12 protein-coding genes are annotated in these 16,466 nt (G+C 35.9%); 1 reads left to right on the forward strand and 11 read right to left on the reverse strand.

Features of this window, described 5'->3' with window-relative positions:
- Nucleotides 1–220: 220 nt before the first annotated feature.
- The 8 genes from tagH to tagD all read right to left on the reverse strand — a co-directional run bounded on the left by tagH (nucleotide 221) and on the right by tagD (nucleotide 10,728).
- Complete coding sequence (gene tagH, locus Q4550_RS20320; RefSeq protein WP_303535571.1) at nucleotides 221–1,894, reverse strand: teichoic acids export ABC transporter ATP-binding subunit TagH; 1,674 nt, start codon at nucleotides 1,892–1,894, stop codon at nucleotides 221–223.
- 64 nt (nucleotides 1,895–1,958) lie between these two features.
- Nucleotides 1,959–3,155: a DUF6270 domain-containing protein gene (locus Q4550_RS20325; RefSeq protein WP_303535572.1), complete on the reverse strand. Its 1,197-nt coding sequence runs from the start codon at nucleotides 3,153–3,155 to the stop codon at nucleotides 1,959–1,961.
- Nucleotides 3,082–3,510 (reverse strand): hypothetical protein, encoded by a 429-nt coding sequence (locus Q4550_RS20330; protein WP_303535574.1) that lies wholly within the window; start codon nucleotides 3,508–3,510, stop codon nucleotides 3,082–3,084. Before Q4550_RS20330 ends, Q4550_RS20325 begins: the two co-directional genes overlap by 74 nt.
- A complete protein-coding gene (locus Q4550_RS20335; RefSeq protein ID WP_303535576.1) occupies nucleotides 3,497–4,045 on the reverse strand; it encodes a hypothetical protein in 549 nt (182 codons plus the stop codon). The genes Q4550_RS20330 and Q4550_RS20335 overlap by 14 nt, the downstream gene beginning before the upstream one ends.
- 16 nt (nucleotides 4,046–4,061) lie before the next feature.
- Nucleotides 4,062–6,167: a DUF6270 domain-containing protein gene (locus Q4550_RS20340; protein ID WP_303535577.1), complete on the reverse strand. Its 2,106-nt coding sequence runs from the start codon at nucleotides 6,165–6,167 to the stop codon at nucleotides 4,062–4,064.
- Nucleotides 6,168–6,196: 29 nt separating this feature from the next.
- A complete protein-coding gene (locus tag Q4550_RS20345) occupies nucleotides 6,197–7,366 on the reverse strand; it encodes a glycosyltransferase family 4 protein (protein WP_303535579.1) in 1,170 nt (389 codons plus the stop codon).
- A gap of 24 nt (nucleotides 7,367–7,390) precedes the next feature.
- Entirely contained in the window at nucleotides 7,391–10,264 is a 2,874-nt protein-coding gene (locus tag Q4550_RS20350) for a CDP-glycerol glycerophosphotransferase family protein (RefSeq protein WP_303535580.1), read from the reverse strand.
- 71 nt (nucleotides 10,265–10,335) lie between these two features.
- Nucleotides 10,336–10,728: a glycerol-3-phosphate cytidylyltransferase gene (gene tagD, locus Q4550_RS20355; RefSeq protein WP_303535581.1), complete on the reverse strand. Its 393-nt coding sequence runs from the start codon at nucleotides 10,726–10,728 to the stop codon at nucleotides 10,336–10,338.
- 1,032 nt (nucleotides 10,729–11,760) lie between these two features.
- Here tagD and Q4550_RS20360 point away from each other — a divergent pair.
- Complete coding sequence (locus Q4550_RS20360) at nucleotides 11,761–12,666, forward strand: LCP family glycopolymer transferase (RefSeq protein ID WP_303535583.1); 906 nt, start codon at nucleotides 11,761–11,763, stop codon at nucleotides 12,664–12,666.
- A gap of 54 nt (nucleotides 12,667–12,720) precedes the next feature.
- Here the strand turns inward: Q4550_RS20360 and Q4550_RS20365 are convergent, their stop codons facing one another.
- The 3 genes from Q4550_RS20365 to Q4550_RS20375 all read right to left on the reverse strand — a co-directional run bounded on the left by Q4550_RS20365 (nucleotide 12,721) and on the right by Q4550_RS20375 (nucleotide 16,367).
- Nucleotides 12,721–12,858 (reverse strand): hypothetical protein, encoded by a 138-nt coding sequence (locus tag Q4550_RS20365; RefSeq protein WP_303535584.1) that lies wholly within the window; start codon nucleotides 12,856–12,858, stop codon nucleotides 12,721–12,723.
- A 519-nt stretch (nucleotides 12,859–13,377) separates the two neighbouring features.
- A complete protein-coding gene (locus Q4550_RS20370; RefSeq protein ID WP_303535585.1) occupies nucleotides 13,378–14,760 on the reverse strand; it encodes a cell wall-binding repeat-containing protein in 1,383 nt (460 codons plus the stop codon).
- Between the two features lie 206 nt (nucleotides 14,761–14,966).
- Nucleotides 14,967–16,367, reverse strand: a complete 1,401-nt coding sequence (locus Q4550_RS20375; protein WP_303535586.1) for a cell wall-binding repeat-containing protein — start codon at nucleotides 16,365–16,367, stop codon at nucleotides 14,967–14,969.
- Nucleotides 16,368–16,466 lie beyond the last annotated feature (99 nt).

The raw sequence follows: 16,466 nt of genomic DNA on the forward strand, positions 1-16,466 counted from the left end.
CTAAAGTATTAGGTTAATAGAGCAAAAGTGTAAAATCTCATCAAGCGATTACTGTCAACTTTATTCTAGCGTTTACACAAGTTTTATTAAATGCTTAACTTCACGAATCTTTAATTATCTAAACCTATCAATAATCTAAAGTCATTAAGTAGTAAAAAGAATCACGATAAAATTCTACGTGATTCTGTGTTTTACACTTCGCTATTTGCACAACTTAGATTTACAAATCTAACAATGAGACGATTTTAATATCAGAAATTCTAACTCCATCATTTGATTGGAAAAAAAAGTCGTATTTGTTCGTTCTGTATAAATATAGTGAGGAGTATTCATCGTTTAAATGAGCAGTTCCGAATTCTTCAATTAATTTAGTAATAGGAAAAGAGAAATGATGAATATTAACCTTACTTACTTGATCATTACCGTTAACAACTAAATCTACTGAAGAGCTAGAATAAGATATACCTTCCATATCTTCAACTGTTTTTGAAAACTTATTCTCCTCATATTCACCTTCTAAATCATCAAAATCTTGACCCAAATATTTTGCATTTCTTTTTAATTCAGTAGTGTCTGTTAATCCTTCTAACCGTTGAAGAAATTCATTATAGTCAAAAGCTTTGGAAAGAGAGATCTTTTTGGAAATTTTGTTGCTAAGCCAAACTTCATCTCCATCCTCTGTTGTTGTACTAGACCATGTCGTATCTCCATTTTTCACATCTATTACTTTAAATGGATGTGCAAAGTCTAACAATGTCACTTCTGTACTTTTTAGAGTTGGAGCACTTCTTACCCTTGCGCGCGCTACTTCAACATAACGAACGTCTATCTCTTCCAGAGGATTTTTTTTATTTTGTTTTTCTTTGCTTTCTTTTTGTACTTTGGTATTAGCCATAACAGCTTCATCTTTTTCTTCAAAACTAAGAACTTGACTAGTTACATCTACTAAAACATCTTTTTGAAAATACCCGATCGTTATGAAGGAAGCCATTATAAGTGCAAATATTCCTAGCTTACCTTTTTTTGATGAAATCTTTTTCTTATTACCTTTGGATCGACTTAAAGAAGGAACCAAACTGCTATCATCTTGATGTGGTGGAGCTACCAGATTAGCTTGCTTTCTGATCCCCTCTTCTTTAAATGCCTTTTTCTTTTCTTTGCTTAGTTGGTTAAAATCTTTTACAAATGCTTCAAAGCGGGGCATTACGTCTTTCATGGTTCCATATTCTCTAACCTCACCATGTTCTAACCAAAGAGCTTTATTACAAAATTTCTTCATTTGTCCAGCTGAATGGCTAACAAAAAATATGGTTTTGCCACGTGCTTTAAACTCATTCATTTTTTCCAAACATTTATCTGCAAACGTCTTATCTCCTACAGAAAGTGCCTCATCAATTATGAGTACATCGGGATCTACACTGATAGAAATAGAAAATCCTAACCTTGCCTTCATACCGCTAGAATATTTTTTTACAGGCATGTCAATGAACTTACCGATATCAGCAAATTCAATAATATCTGGTTTCATCTTTTCAATTTCGCTTTTTTTATACCCCATCATCAGGCACTTTAATTCAATGTTTTCACGTCCGGTTAAATCTTTATTTAGACCTACTGCAACGGCAATCACAGCAACTTCGCCTTTTACATCTACTTCGCCCATTGTCGGAGGCGTAATACCTCCGATAATATTAGAGATTGTTGATTTTCCCGAACCATTTATACCTACTAAGCCTACAACGTCTCCTGGTTCTACTAAAAGATCAATATTCCTAAGGGCATAAAAATCTTCTCCATACCCATTAGGATAAATAAGATCCTTTAATTTATCAGAATTCTGCCGGTGCATTTTGTATCGTTTTGTCACATTTGATAAACGTACCGAATAACTCATGAGCTACATTCCTATCAATATAATGTTAATCACATTTTATAGACATATTAATTTGCACTTCAAATCACCTGTTGCACTGCAGATCTTTTCTAACGATCTGATTTAGCCTTTTAAAATATTCTTTATAATAATCTGATTCGTAGTGAGAAGGACTATTTCCATAAGGATGAGCATAATGACCGATAAATTGATCTTGTGTTAAATCAATCACCTTGATGTTTGGAAGGCGATGGATGAAATAATTATTTAACTTATCCCAAAAAGCGTTGTTTCTTCGAATCAATTTTTGCCGACTATTTGAATAAGACTGTACATTACCTTTTTCATCATAGTATCTTGTCGTAAATCGCCCTTTACTGAGAATGATTTTTTCCTCAGGAAGGATTTTCAAAAGATCCTCTATAAACTGATCTACCGCAACTTTCCAATGCTTAAAATACTCATTGTTGTTTTGATGATCAATTAGCTCACTCGTTTGTTGCAGTTCTGAGAATAAAATAGATTCCCTCAAGAGTAAACTTGCACTAATATAAGAATCCTCTCTTATACGGAAAACATCTCTTGCTGCATCTGCCAAGAAATCCAAAATAAGATATTCAGGTTTAGAATGAGATAACTCACTCATGAACGTTTTCTTGAAATCTCTAATAATCGGCACCTGCTCGTTCTGATTCATATGCTGCAATTTTTCTAAATCGAACGATACAGGTTTTGACATTAAGCTAATTATTGAAGATTGAATGTGTGTGAAAGTATATTGATAATACCGTTTGTACTCTGGATTAAAATATGCCTTTGATTCAAAGGCATTTCTACTAAAGCAAGAACCCATAACGGCAAGACGTATCACATCATCCGAAAAGCTAGATTTATCTTTTTGCACATTAATTGAAATTTGATTTTTATTGTTAATCGATGAACGAATCACCAATGGCTCTGCCTGTTTTTTCATTTTATAAGAAGTCTCTAATTTTAAAGAAGGCTCTTCAGAAACGAGTATATCTACTTTCTGGTTTGGAGCAACCTTTATTTCTAAAAACAAATCCCATTTTTCATGTTCTTGATGGAGGGCAGACTTAATTATTTTAGAAAGATCGATTACTGCTTTAAAACCATTCTCCGTTTGCTTCAGTCTGCTTCTCACACCTTCGAAATACGAAAATTCATCACCATAGGTAAATCGCTTCTTAGCAATCAGGGACAGGCTTTCCTCCCCTAAATTGGAAAGATCCAACTCTTTGGAATAAACTCTCCCCCTCAACGTGTAAAGCATCTTCAATTAATATAGGTTCAACTATTTCAACAACAATATCTTTTTTTCGAAGTAGCAGGGCAAACGTTTTTTTACCTGTAATATAAGGTTTCATTTTAAGAGCATTATTAGAACTCAAAGTCTGATATTCATATCTTGCATCGTTTGAATTCACTCTTGTATAAACTTGAGATTCCACCGGTTTTCGTCCTTTTAGAGTAACCCTTATAAAAGCATCCCATGCCTGCTCATAAAATTCTAGTGTACCATCAAATAGACTACTAATATTAAATGTCCCACTACATGTTGCATTCTGGTATGTGAGGTTTAAGACTTTTTCCTCGTAATACTCAAATAGATTCATTTGTTCCCTTTTTTTTTTTAAACACTAATTGACAGGTTAGCTCCTCAAAAAACTCCTCACCCAAATCAATAGAATGAAGCAAGAATTCAGGAGTTAAAACGCCATCTTGAAAACCCATAGCCTCTAAACTTGCTTGAAGATTAACCATTTGTATTAGTAAGCCAAGACCACCATCCCCAGCCTTATAAGGTTTTGCTTTAAAAAGTGGATGATCAGAAAATAAATGATAAGCAGCATTAAATTGGTGATCAATTTGTAACCGATAAGAATGCCCGCCATTATTTAGATAGAAGTACCAAACTTGCCCTTCTTCCAAGTGTTCCGTGTTTATTAATTGATCAATCTTGATCTCAAATATGAATTTTTTCTCATTTACTTTACTTTTAAAATACCTTGTATCTAAATATTCAACGGTATGTTCAATAGCTCTTCGTTTTACACAAATCGTAGTATCTTCACTTAAAGATTGATCAGAATAACCTTCTAAAGAAATCATTCCATTGTAATAATCAACTGTTGAAACCTTAACTTCCAACACTAAAACCCTTTCTCTATTTAACTTGAAGAACTTCTTCTCTTCTATTATGAGCTTTATTTCTTCCATTGTTATAGTCGAAGAGGGCGATGTCATTCAACCTACGTAGGAACTCTTTATAGTATCCTGATTGATAATGAGAATAGGAGCGTCCAAAAGGATGATTTACATCTCCAATAAACTTCGTATCTTTTAAACTAATCACTTTACATCTTGGCATGCACTCCACAAAATAATTATTTAGGCGATCCCAAAAATAGTTATTTGCCTTTATCCTATTAGGGTTTGAAAAGTTCTTAACCGATCCATCTTTATCCATATAGGTATTTGTGAAACCACCTAAGTTCAAAATAATACGTTCCTCAGGGATAACCTCACGTAATCTTTTCGCAAAAACTTCCATAGACTTTTTCCAAAGTGCAAAGTACTTATCATTATTTTCATGAGTGATAACTTCATAGCCCATAAATTTTTGGAAATACTGACTTTGACGAAATGCTAAACTAGCACTTATATATTGACCTTCGGAAATTTTAATTACTTCACGTGCAGCGTCAGCATATAAATCAATAATGACATAGTCGGGATTTAACTCTGCAAGTGTTTCAAAAAAGTTCTTCTGAAAATCTCCTTCAAGAAACTTTTTGTTACTATCATTCATATCTTCTACCTGATTTAGATCAATAGGAACTTCATCAGAAGCTAAACTAATCACTGAAGAATGAAATTGAGTGTACGCACAGTTATAGTATTTCTTATATTCTGGGTTAAAATAAGCATTCGAACTAAAGGCATATCTACTAAAACAAGAGCCCAAAACAGCGACATTCATTTGATTTTGACTTGAAGCGTTATCTAAGAAATATAGAGATAAATTTTTCTTCCCATTTACAAAGGGTTTAAATTTTATCATCTTGTTAGTAAATAATTCTTCATACTCTACTTTAAGGAGGTTTATTTTCTCAGCACTGATTGACAGATCGATCGAATTTCCAGAGATAGTGTTAAGACGGAGAAAAAGTTCCCATACATCCTTATTACGAATAAACTCTTCCTCTAAGAGTTGAGAAACATCCACTGCCAAATCAAAAATTTGATTAGTAACTAGTAAATCCATTTCTTTTTCAATGCTGTATGTTAACTCTTTACCTACTGTGTGCCGCTTTTTTAATACAAAAGAAGAATGAAATTCGTCGAGCTTATCAAGATCATAGTTAGTAGATTCAATACGCCCATTTAATAGAAGGCGATTTTCTTTAAAATAAATTTCGTCCATAGTCGGATAAATTTCTGCATGTTTTATAATTAATGCAAGCGTATTGTGACCTGTCTTATAAGGTTTTACTCGATAGAGATCATTTTTTTCAAACTGTCGATACTGATAATCTACGTTTCTAGTTCTTTTTACAGGAAGGTCTAAGGACCAACTATTTGTATCATTCAACTCTATAAATAAATCCCAGATCTCATTTTTATTAAATTCATATCCCTCAAAAAGATCATCTATAGAGAAGTTAAAAAGAAGTTTTCCTTCAGAAGTTGATTCAACTCTTATGGATTCGTAATACTCAAAAAGATGTTCTTGCTCTCTTTTTTGAGCTTTTAACGTAACAAATTTATTCATAAGATCTTTATGAGCAATATTTCCACTCACTTCGACTTCTATTGAACAATTCCCGTGATCAAATGTCATCGCAGATACTTCAGCAAAAAGATCATTTTGTAAGATAAGCATAGATAGTCCATTTCGCCCGTTAACATAAGGCTTTGCTTTGAATAATTTATTCGAAAAGGGTAGGTAATCAATTTCTTTCAAGTTTGGTGCTGCTGTGGCCATTTTCACTTCAGTATAATGTCCATCATGGTAAAAGAAGAAATCCCAAATAACACCGTCATAGACTTTCTTATTATCAAATAAACGATTAATGTTTTCTTCCATTGAAAACGTTGAACCACTCAATTCTGTGGTAAACATATATTGTTCAGGATATTCCAAGCCTTGTTCAACTTCACGCCTTCTTATGCAAAGAGAGATGTTGTGATCTTCAGTACGGTAATCCACTTCTCCCTTTATTCTTAACACATCATTAATATATTGTACTCCTGTAATTAAAGGATTCAATTTGTCACCTCTATTTTATAATTATCTTTTTAATTAGGTTGAGTAATCAATTCACTAATCGTTTCTTTCCACTTCTTACCGATTTCATCTATTTCATATCGTTTCACATTCTTCATGCCCTTATCGCTAAACTCTTTACGTAGTTCTTCATCTTCTATTAAACGAATAAGAGAATCCGCAAAAGCTTCAATATTTCCATCTTCTACAAGGATTCCATCTTCGTTATGCTTAATAATTTCGCCAGGTCCTTTAGGACAATCAAAACTAACAACAGGAACACCACATTGCATTGCTTCAACAATAACCATTCCAAAGCCTTCAAAACGTGAACTTAGCGCATAAATTGATGACTTGGTTAATTCTACGTCAATGTTGGGAGTAGATCCCATTAGAACAACATGATTATAGAGTTCCTTCTCTTCAATAAGATCTAGAAGATTTTGACGTTCTCTTCCTCCACCAAAGATCTTTAATTTCCAATCAGGATGCTTCTCGTTCACAATTTTAAAAGCTTCAATAAGGAGATCAAAGCCCTTTTGTGGTACTAATCGACCAGCTGCAATAATAGTTTTTGATTCCAAAGAAGATATCCCCCCCTGAAGTTTGGGGATTGAATTCGTTAATTTTTTTACTTTTACACTTCCAGAAGACAACAATTCCTTATAGTCAGTAGTATCTTCATCAGTTAACGTTGCTAAGTAATCTAAACTAGAGTAGTGCTTCACAATGGAGCGTTTTAAACGTTCTGGATAAATCGCGAAATTCAAATGCTCTTGTCCAATGACTTTTACATTTTTGTTCGCATATTTACTTGCAAAAATGTTGAAACTTGGTCTCGTGCTAACAAGAATCCCAGAATCAATCGATTTGATATAGTTATACATTTTTATATCAGTTAAAGCTGAAAAAAAATGGTGTCCTTCGTCATCAGGATGAATTAACCTACTCTTCACCTTCAGTAATTTACTTGCTACCTTACTTTTCATATCAAATTGATTGTTTTTCCGATTTACAACATCATGGAGAACTGTCACCTTAATTCTAGGATCAATTTCAAAAAAAGGAATATTTCTATGTCTAAAGACACTAACCACTTCAATATCATAACCGCTCTGCGCAAGGTAATTCGTAACGTTGAGGACGGTTCGCACCGTCCCTCCCATCCCATATACATCAAAAACTAGAAACCTAATCTTCACAAATCATTCTCCAATCTCTTAATTTCACCCTAATACTTTTTCAATTGTTCTCCTAGAGGCATTTCCATCGTCAAGATGACAAAATTTAGCTGTGAAATCTTTATATTTCTTTCTATATGTGTGTTGAATGCGTTCTATATTATCAATCGCATGAAATAACTTCTCTTCACTTACTACAATCGGACCTGGTGCATCTTTTTGAAAATCAAAATAAAATCCTCTCACTTGCGTTGCATAACGCGGCATATCATAGGCAAAGAAAATCATTGGTCTATTCAAGTTTGCGTAGTCAAACATAACGGAAGAGTAATCTGTTATTAGAAGGTTGGATATAAGATAAAGCTCTTGAATATCATCATAGCTTGATACGTTATAGACAAAATCTTCATAGCCCTCTAATTTAATTCTCATTGCATCTCTATAATGTAGCCTTACCAATAGGACATATTCATCTCCAAATCTTTCTCTCATTCGGTCTAAATCAAATTTAAACTGATAAGGTTGGAAATTAGTTCCATTATGGAATTCATAATCTCTCCATGTTGGTGCATATAACATTATTTTTTTATCATCAGGGATATTTAACTTTTTCTTAAGAGCTCGAATCTTAACCTCTTTATTTCTGTTCAAGAGGACATCATTACGAGGATATCCAATGTCTAGAGTTGTTTTGTTAAAGGCAAAAGCTCTCTTCAGTATTGTAGAGGTATAATCATTTGGCCCAATTAAATAATCCCAACGTTTATTTCTTTCAAGGAGCGCTGGAGATGTATTTTCTGCATAAGATTCAGAAGTTGGATCTATATCAAAACCTAATTTTTTTAACGGTGTTCCGTGCCAGGTTTGAAGATGTACAGCACCTTGACGCTTCTCATAAAAGTCTGGAAAGTTACCATTATTCACAAAAAATTTCCCAATCGCCATATAGTAATAATATTTCAAAGAATGAGGTCTTACTTTAATAGGGTTTCCTGGGATGTCAGTATTTAGGTTATTTATTACCCATACAGATTTATAATTCTTGTTTGAATCAATTAGCTCCTCATAAATGGCTTTTGGATTACAAGAATAGCTTTTACCATGAAAACTTTGAAAAACAATTACCTTTTTATTAACCGGCATTACTTTATTACATGCCCTATAGAAAGGTAGTAAACTTCGATTAATCATCGTTTTCAGTTTGGTGCGTTGCTTTAAACGATCTTCAAGAGTCATGACTACTTTAGCCGCATCCACATTCATCGTAAATGGGATTAAAGTATCATCTAAATTGAGTTGACATTGAATTAGATCAAAATTAATATCTCGAAGTAGTTGTATTTTCTTTGACTTTTCTTCATAAGCAAGCTTTATTCTTGCTACAAACTTATGTTCAAGAGTCGTCTTGCCGGTTTTTTGCACTTCCCACTCTACCGGGAAATGATATCTTGCTCCGTATTGGCCTTTTATTAGTATTGATCCTTCCAAAACTTTAGGCAGCTCTTTATGTGGTGGTTGAACATTAAGCTTGCCATTAATAAGTAAGTCTGATTTTACAATTCGCACATTATCAATTGATTTTGTTTGAATATAATCTCTTACTAGGATTGAAACTTCTTCATGGAGGGTATAATAAGGTTTGATAACCTTTATATGCCTATCTCGATTAATAAATGTTTGTTGCGGTAAGTTGACAAGCTTTTGTTTAAAGCTAATATCATCTAAACGTGATACCAATTTGGATTTACATAAATCTGAAATAAAATACAAATCCCAGATACCGTCTGTAAACAAACCTTGTTGATAAAACTCCTCAATATTGATTGTATAAGTAAAGATTTTTTCGTTAACGCTCGTATCAAATTCATAACTTATTCCTGTACCTCTTTTTTCGAAACGAATGCGCGCATTATTAGCATATGCCGTTTCATCCAAAGAGGTCATAACTTGTCCGTGCAAAGTAATTTCACCATTTTTGGCGTAAACTGCACTGACTTCCGCCTGAAAATCTTCTCTAGTTACAAGTATAGAAAGAGAATGATTGTTTTGGTCAACGTTTAACATTACTTTATTAACCACTCCAGATGTATGATAGATCGCAGAGTGATTAAATACTTTTGATGGATCTATGGTCAGGGGTAGAGACATTACTTTATTTTGATATTCCATTCTTAGTGCAATTTCAAATGATTCATCATAATTTATTAGTAGATTGTCTTTTTCGAAATCTAATTTAATTTCATAGCCAGCCCAATCATAAGTTCCATCAGGTTGACCATAATGTTTTGATAGGTCCGGTCGTGTCACTTGAGTAGCTGGAATCTCCAGTGTTTTACCGTTTTTACGGGTTAGCAGAATAGTTTTTTTTACTTCTGCATTATCTGACACATGCCAGGATGGCACTAAGAAATACCCCTTTATTGTAAGCACACCAAAAGTGTCTAAATTAACAGTTTCCGACATTAATTTAGCGGTACTCATATCAGATTTAAATGATAAGTTTCCTTTTACAGTTGAATAGGGAATAAGTGACTTGTTTACTGAATTGATATAAAGCGGTGGGTATTCGAGGGTATTAGTTAAACTGTTTTTAACTCTCAAAACCTTTTCTTTTCCTTGTAAATTCACATAAAAAAAAGCATCCCATATGCCTGATGTTAGTTCATTTACATTCTCAGTGATGTCTAAGCTGAACTGGAAGAGGTCTTTATCCTCTAAGATTAAATCACTGCTAACTTTTGTTGTTATCTGTTTACGCGTCTGTCTTTCTATAAGAACAAACTTAATTGGTTGTGTTGATTCTTTGTAGTCTCCATCTAATTTTAACTTAACTTCTAACTTATGTTGATTGTATTTCAAGCCATGTAAATAACATTTAAACTGTTCACTTGGCTGCCATAAAAAATTTAATAAACCCATATTACACCCCTATTAATTCTTTGTAATCAAAAGATTTTTCATGCTTTATAGTACTTTTTAACACTACTCTACTATTTCACCGAAGCAAGCTCTCGTTTTACTTGAGAAGTTGATATACCTGGAGTTCTTTCTAAATAAACTACTTCGCATTTCGTTTTCAAAAAGTCAAACTTTCCTTCCCAATCGTTCCCCATGACAAATAGATCGACTTCGTATAAGTCGATGTCGCTTACTTTCTGCTCCCAATTTTCTTCTGAGATCACCTCATCCACGTATTGAACGGCTTCGAGTATAAATTTACGATTCTCAAAACTATGAAATGATTTTTTATTTTTTAGTGCATTAAATTCATCTGAAGAAATAGCTACAATTAAATAATCTCCTAATTCCTTAGCTCTCTTCAACAAGTTAATGTGCCCCCAATGAAGCAAATCAAATGTGCCATATGTTATTACTTTCTTCATATAAACCTCCATCTAAAATTAATACATACATAATATGAAAAGTGTTCAAAAGAACTTTAGTCCTAGAAAGTTTTACATTTCCTTAATATTACCATTACCATTCATAAAATAATAGTATTTTCAGGATCTTGATTTGAATATCACCGGTTCAATAGGGTTTTATACTTCCAAATTATTCAATGTTTTTTGGGACAAAATAGGCATTTGATAGGGGCTTGTCCCCGCAATTAATTAATAAGTTTAAATACACTGAAGCATTGTAGCCTCTTTTCTAAGTCATCATCTCGATTTCTGAAAGATGTGACAACTATCTTAAGGAGAATTGAGTTCGTAATTACTGGTATAGAGTTGTTTGAAATATATTACAAATAAACTGTTTAACCCTTATTTGAGTTTAAAGGTGTAACAAGGTCTGAATATAAATACTAAAAGTGGTTAATATGCCAGAAATCCTCTGAATTTAGTTACTTAGAAGATCATTAAATTTAAAAATATAAATATGGGTCTGCGCACACAAAAGTTAATAAAAATCTATGGATATAGAAGAGTGCAGACCCTGCTTAAGTCGATGCATAATCTACATATGTATCATAAACGGGTTCAGCGTTTGGTTAGAGTATTATTTGTCATTGAAGCTGTCTTAGAAAGAAACTCCTTTACTATGGTAAAAGAAACTTATGTCCTCTAAAATTTCCATATGAATCAGAGCTATCTAGCTTTAAAACCCATTAAAAGGTAAGAAGCCGAAGTTATCTATATAATTTAATGGACAAAACTGTATCTACCTGCTTTTTAAAATATGTATAATAACAAAATAATAGCCTATGGGAGGAATAGAGGAAACGATCATGAGAAATGTATATCTATATGAAGAATGATTTTGTGGTTTTACCGTAATATTCAATTTGTCGGTTCTGAACATAGTCAATTCCTGGTAGGTATTTACTTTACAAAATAGTTCGACTTATAATGAAAGGTAGACTTTGAATCTATGTGACAAGACGACTACTCTATGGAAAGATGGAATGTAAAATGAAGAAGTTCCTTATCATCGTTGGTGTAATTCTTGGTGTTCTTGTAATAGCCGGCGGTGGCTACGCCTATTATTTATATGACTCCGTAAAAAACACAGCAAGCGACATGCATGAACCGATTAGCCGTGAAACTTCTACTCTTCGAACGGAAAAAGTAGAAACGAAGGAAAAAGACCCGATTTCGATTCTCTTAATGGGAGTGGATGAACGAGAGAATGATCAGGGACGTTCCGATACGATGATCATGATTACCGTTAATCCGAATGATAACTCAATGATGATGTTCAATATTCCACGTGATACGCGCACGGAAATTATCGGGCGCGGTACAGTTGAGAAAATGAATCACGCCTATGCGTACGGTGGCGTTGAAATGGCGATGGATACGGTCGAGAATTTCCTTGACGTTCCGATTGACTATTATTTTAAAGTAAATATGGAAGCATTTGAAGATGTGGTATCCGCATTGAATGGTGTGACTGTTGATAATCCATTTGCATTCGATTACGGTGGCTATACCTTCCCAAAAGGTGAAGTAAGCTTAAATGCAGACGAAGCCCTTGCTTTCTCTCGCATGCGCTACGAAGATCCGAAAGGCGACCTTGGTCGAAACGATCGCCAGCGTGAAATCATTAAGGCGATTATTGATAAGGGAGCAAATGTTGGAAGCATTAACAAAATCGACGACCTGCTTGAAGCCGTCGGTAGCAACGTAAAGACGAATATGACGTTTAAAGAAATGAATGATATTTTCAAGAACTACAAAGGCGCACGCAATAACATGGAAACGTTCGAAATTGATGGCAGTGGCGAGATGATTGATGGTCTCTGGTATTACATCGTATCTGATCAGGAGAAGCAGTCGATTACACAGAAGGTGAAAGAACATCTTGAAATTAGCTAGCTTACTAGTAAAAGAAAGCCTCTTCCTATTGAAATGGAAGAGGCTTTCTTTTTGCTACTCTATTTCTAGTTTTGATAGCGACATGTTCTTTGAAAGGATGTCTCGAATCTGGTCTATGTAAGGCTTAGCCTCACCTGCCTGCTTCGCTTCTCCCTCAACCTGTTGCACAAATTGCTGTAATTCATCCCACATGGGATTTTAATTCTCTTTCCCTTTCATTACAAATCCTCCGTTTTCTAGTAAACTATTTGGCGATTATACCACCGTTTTCAAGTAATTTCCATAGAATGATTGTTAATTATCTGTAAATTGATTTAGTGCTTCTTCTTTACATTCTATTAACCGGTATATCAATTGCTTAAACAGGGTATACTCTAGTAAGAGTCTTTAAACAAAATGAACCAAAACACGCCTGATTCTTTTTCGTAGAACGACAGATTTTGATTACGCTTTCATGTATGATAGATGAAAGTCACCCTGCCTTAACCGGATGGACTTTCAGTCAAAGGGGATGAGGTTATGCATTACCAGGAAGAAGGCAATTTTGCTAAAGGAATGGTATGGGGCGTCTCATTAAGTATTCCTCTCTGGATCGCATTGTTTGGGTGGGCGAAGATTATGTTAAGCGTAGTAAGTTGATATAAAATGAAAGAAGGACAGTGCCCAGGCACTGTCCTTCTTTCATTTCACTTATATTTTGTTTATGCTCTCCTATTCTACAAACATCTTATAGATCTCATCATCAACTTCAAAGTCAACGGCAGCTGGTCCACCAAAAATTGTGAACGTGTTCGTACCATAGTCACCGAAGAGCTTTTTCGCTGGAGTAGACAGTCGGCTTGGTCTTGTTAAGATCACCGGTTCTTCATTAACTGCTGCATGCACGGATCCTGTTAGCGCATCGGCGAAGCCAAGGCCGGTTGCTAGATTCACAGATTGAAGTCTAACACCAAGCTCTTTTGCGACATTTACAGATGTTTCATAACGATCTGCTCCAGCAATACGCTCTCCATCTGGAAGTTGATCAACGACACTTTCTGAGATAACAGCCGGTCCGCCGATGGCGTACGAATCGCTGTAGTTTTGAAGAGCGTCGCTCGTGGCGTCAGGGATATCATTTGATTTCGTTAAGAGAATCGGACTTCCTTCCATCGCCGCAATTGATGCAATAGATAATGCGTCGGGATAGTTCCCACCATAAGTGACGTAAGCCGTTTCGCTTGTAGCACCCAGCTCATCGGCGATTTTTGCAGCCGTATCATAGCGGTCATTGCCTGCGATACGGTTTACCTTCATCGAAAGGTCGTTTGTTAATGTGTTCTCTACCTTTTTGGATACTGCATTCTCCCCGCCGATAATCGTTACTTCTTTCACGCCAAAGTAGTCGAATGCATTGAGAACGTCATCTGGGATTCGATCTGTTTTCGTTAAAAGAATTGGCGCATCTTTTGCATAGGCTAGTGGTGCACCTGCAAGAGCGTCTGGAAAATCTGATCCTGTTGCAAGGACCATGTGTGGCGCGTCATTTTCTCGAAACGTTTCTTTGGCGATTTCAACAGCTGTATCGTAGCGGTTAAATCCGTAAAAGCGATCAGAGAATACCATTCCATCTCCGAACGTCTGGAAATAATACGTCTCACCGTTGTCTTCGTTGTTAAGGTCTTTAATAACGAAATAGTACGTTCCTGGCTTCAGGTGATCAAAACTTCCTTTGTACAGACCAATGGTCTCTTCGCTATCTGGCGTCAGTTTCTCGAAGTTCTGATCATAGACGTCCACTTGGAACTGAAGAGGTGAATCGTATGCATCCGTTCCAACTAGAAAATCAATTCGCTGTTCTTCTGTGATTTGTAATTTATAAATATCCTGATCATGATCAGTTAACGTTCCAGCTGCTATGTAATCGATGCCTGTTTCGCGCGCATTCTCGAATTCATTGTTTGGCTCCATTTCCCCTATAAAGCCTTTAATGTCAAAGGGTGCTTTAGCGCTCGGCTGAGGCTGTTCTGCGCTACCTGTTTCTGCAGAAGCTGACTGACCGATTAAGCTTCCTGCAAGTAAAAGTGATGTTAGGATCCCGAATGCTTTCTTCATTAATATGTATTCCCCCGGTATTCTCTGATTTATGCCTGTCGTTTCTCTCTCCACCTCCTGTTATGTTCATTGCACGTGTTTGAGTATAACAAGAAAGTGGGAGAATAATCCAGAGGGTGTGGGTATAAAGTCGTGTGGGGTCAGGCACGTGCCTGACCCCACTCAAAGATAAAAAAGACGGTTAGCAAATGCTAACCGTCCATTTCTTACTCAAACATCTCCCAAATCTCATCCTCTACATCTTCACTAATCGCATTCGGTCCACCGAAGATCGTGAAGAAGAATGTATCTTTATCCATAAATAGTTTCTTAACTTCCTTAGGTAGCTCGTTCTTTCTCGTTAAGAGAACAGGCTCGTAGAAGTTTGCAGCAAGAACGGAACCGGAAAGAGCATCTGCGAAGTTTTCACCCGTTGCGAGGTTAACCGCATACCCCGGCGTATCGAGCTGCTTTGCCACCTGAACAGACGTATCATAGCGGTTGTCTCCTGAGATCCGCTTTGGATGAGGGAGCTTGTTGAAGACCGTGTTGCTGACAACGGCCGTTCCGCCAATAACGTATGTGTCATTGTAATTTTTTAATGCTTTTGCTGTTACAGCTGGAATTTCTTTTGTTTTTGTTAATAAAATCGGGCTTCCTTGAAATGCTGCAATGGAGGCGACAGATAACGCATCTGGGAAGTTTCCTCCGTAGGTGACAAACGCTGTATCGCTGAAATAAGGATCGATTTCTTTAGCAATTTTGGCAGCTGTTTCGTAGCGATCTTTTCCTTCAATACGATCGAACGTAATGCCCATTTTTGTGAGGGACTTTTCCACATTTTTTGATACAGCTGTTTGGCCACCAAGGATCGTGACGTGCTCCGTTCCAAAATAGTTTAGCGCTTCTTTTACAGAAGCTGGTAGCTCTTTCGTTTGGGTGAGAAGAATTGGTGCGCTATATTGATAAGCAAGTGGCGCTCCGGCAAGGGCGTCAGGAAAGTTTTGTCCTGTCGCAAGAACAACGTGTCGCGTGTAGCCTTCTTCAAATCCTGTCTTGGCGATTTCAACTGCCGTTTCATAGCGGTCTTCCCCTGCGATTCTCATGACGATTGGATCATTGGAGTACGTGAAAGCGGAGAAATAGTAGTCTACGTTATTATTTTTATTAGCGGTATCCGTTACTCTAAAATAATAGGTTCCAGGCTCAATCTCCTCGATACCTCCGTAGTAACCGTATTCGCCTTCTTCATAATCTGGTGTGATTTTCTTCTGATTCTCATCATAAAGATCAACCCAAAGCTCCATTGTTGGCTCTTCTTCATCCGTACCTGCACCGAAAGATAAGGATACCGGCTCGTCTGCTTCGACTTCTAATTTATAGAAATCTTGATCCTGATCGGTTAATTTACCGGTCATGACGTCATCATTTATATAGGAATTTGCTTCTTTGAAACTATTATTTGGTTCGACTTCAGAGATGTATTCCCAGTCATCGTAACCGTCGTTCATCGTCATTTTCTGCGCTTTTTTCATAAGCGCATCGTGGGTGGAGGCAGAGGCAACAGGCCCACCGATGAGGCTTCCTGCCAGGAGTGCGGTTGATACTAGCCCAAGTACTTTTTTCATTCGGATCTTTTCCCCTATCATTCTCATTTATGAAGCAAAACGAGCATGTCCCCTGCTCCTTCATCACCCTTCCATTTATTTACACTAAGAGGATTATAT

The sequence above is a fragment of the Anaerobacillus sp. 1_MG-2023 genome (genome assembly GCF_030547345.1).
In the GTDB taxonomy this organism is placed as follows: Bacteria; Bacillota; Bacilli; order Bacillales; family Guptibacillaceae; genus Guptibacillus; species Guptibacillus hwajinpoensis_B.

Excerpts from the sequence above, each read along its gene's own strand:
- tagH (WP_303535571.1), bottom strand. The coding sequence starts at position 1,894 with ATGAGTTATTCGGTACGTTTATCAAATGTGACAAAACGATACAAAATG.
- Q4550_RS20330 (WP_303535574.1), bottom strand. The coding sequence starts at position 3,510 with ATGAATCTATTTGAGTATTACGAGGAAAAAGTCTTAAACCTCACATAC.
- Q4550_RS20350 (WP_303535580.1), bottom strand. The coding sequence starts at position 10,264 with ATGGGTTTATTAAATTTTTTATGGCAGCCAAGTGAACAGTTTAAATGT.
- tagD (WP_303535581.1), bottom strand. The coding sequence starts at position 10,728 with ATGAAGAAAGTAATAACATATGGCACATTTGATTTGCTTCATTGGGGG.
- Q4550_RS20360 (WP_303535583.1), top strand. The coding sequence starts at position 11,761 with ATGAAGAAGTTCCTTATCATCGTTGGTGTAATTCTTGGTGTTCTTGTA.
- Q4550_RS20365 (WP_303535584.1), bottom strand. The coding sequence starts at position 12,858 with ATGTGGGATGAATTACAGCAATTTGTGCAACAGGTTGAGGGAGAAGCG.
- Q4550_RS20370 (WP_303535585.1), bottom strand. The coding sequence starts at position 14,760 with ATGAAGAAAGCATTCGGGATCCTAACATCACTTTTACTTGCAGGAAGC.
- Q4550_RS20375 (WP_303535586.1), bottom strand. The coding sequence starts at position 16,367 with ATGAAAAAAGTACTTGGGCTAGTATCAACCGCACTCCTGGCAGGAAGC.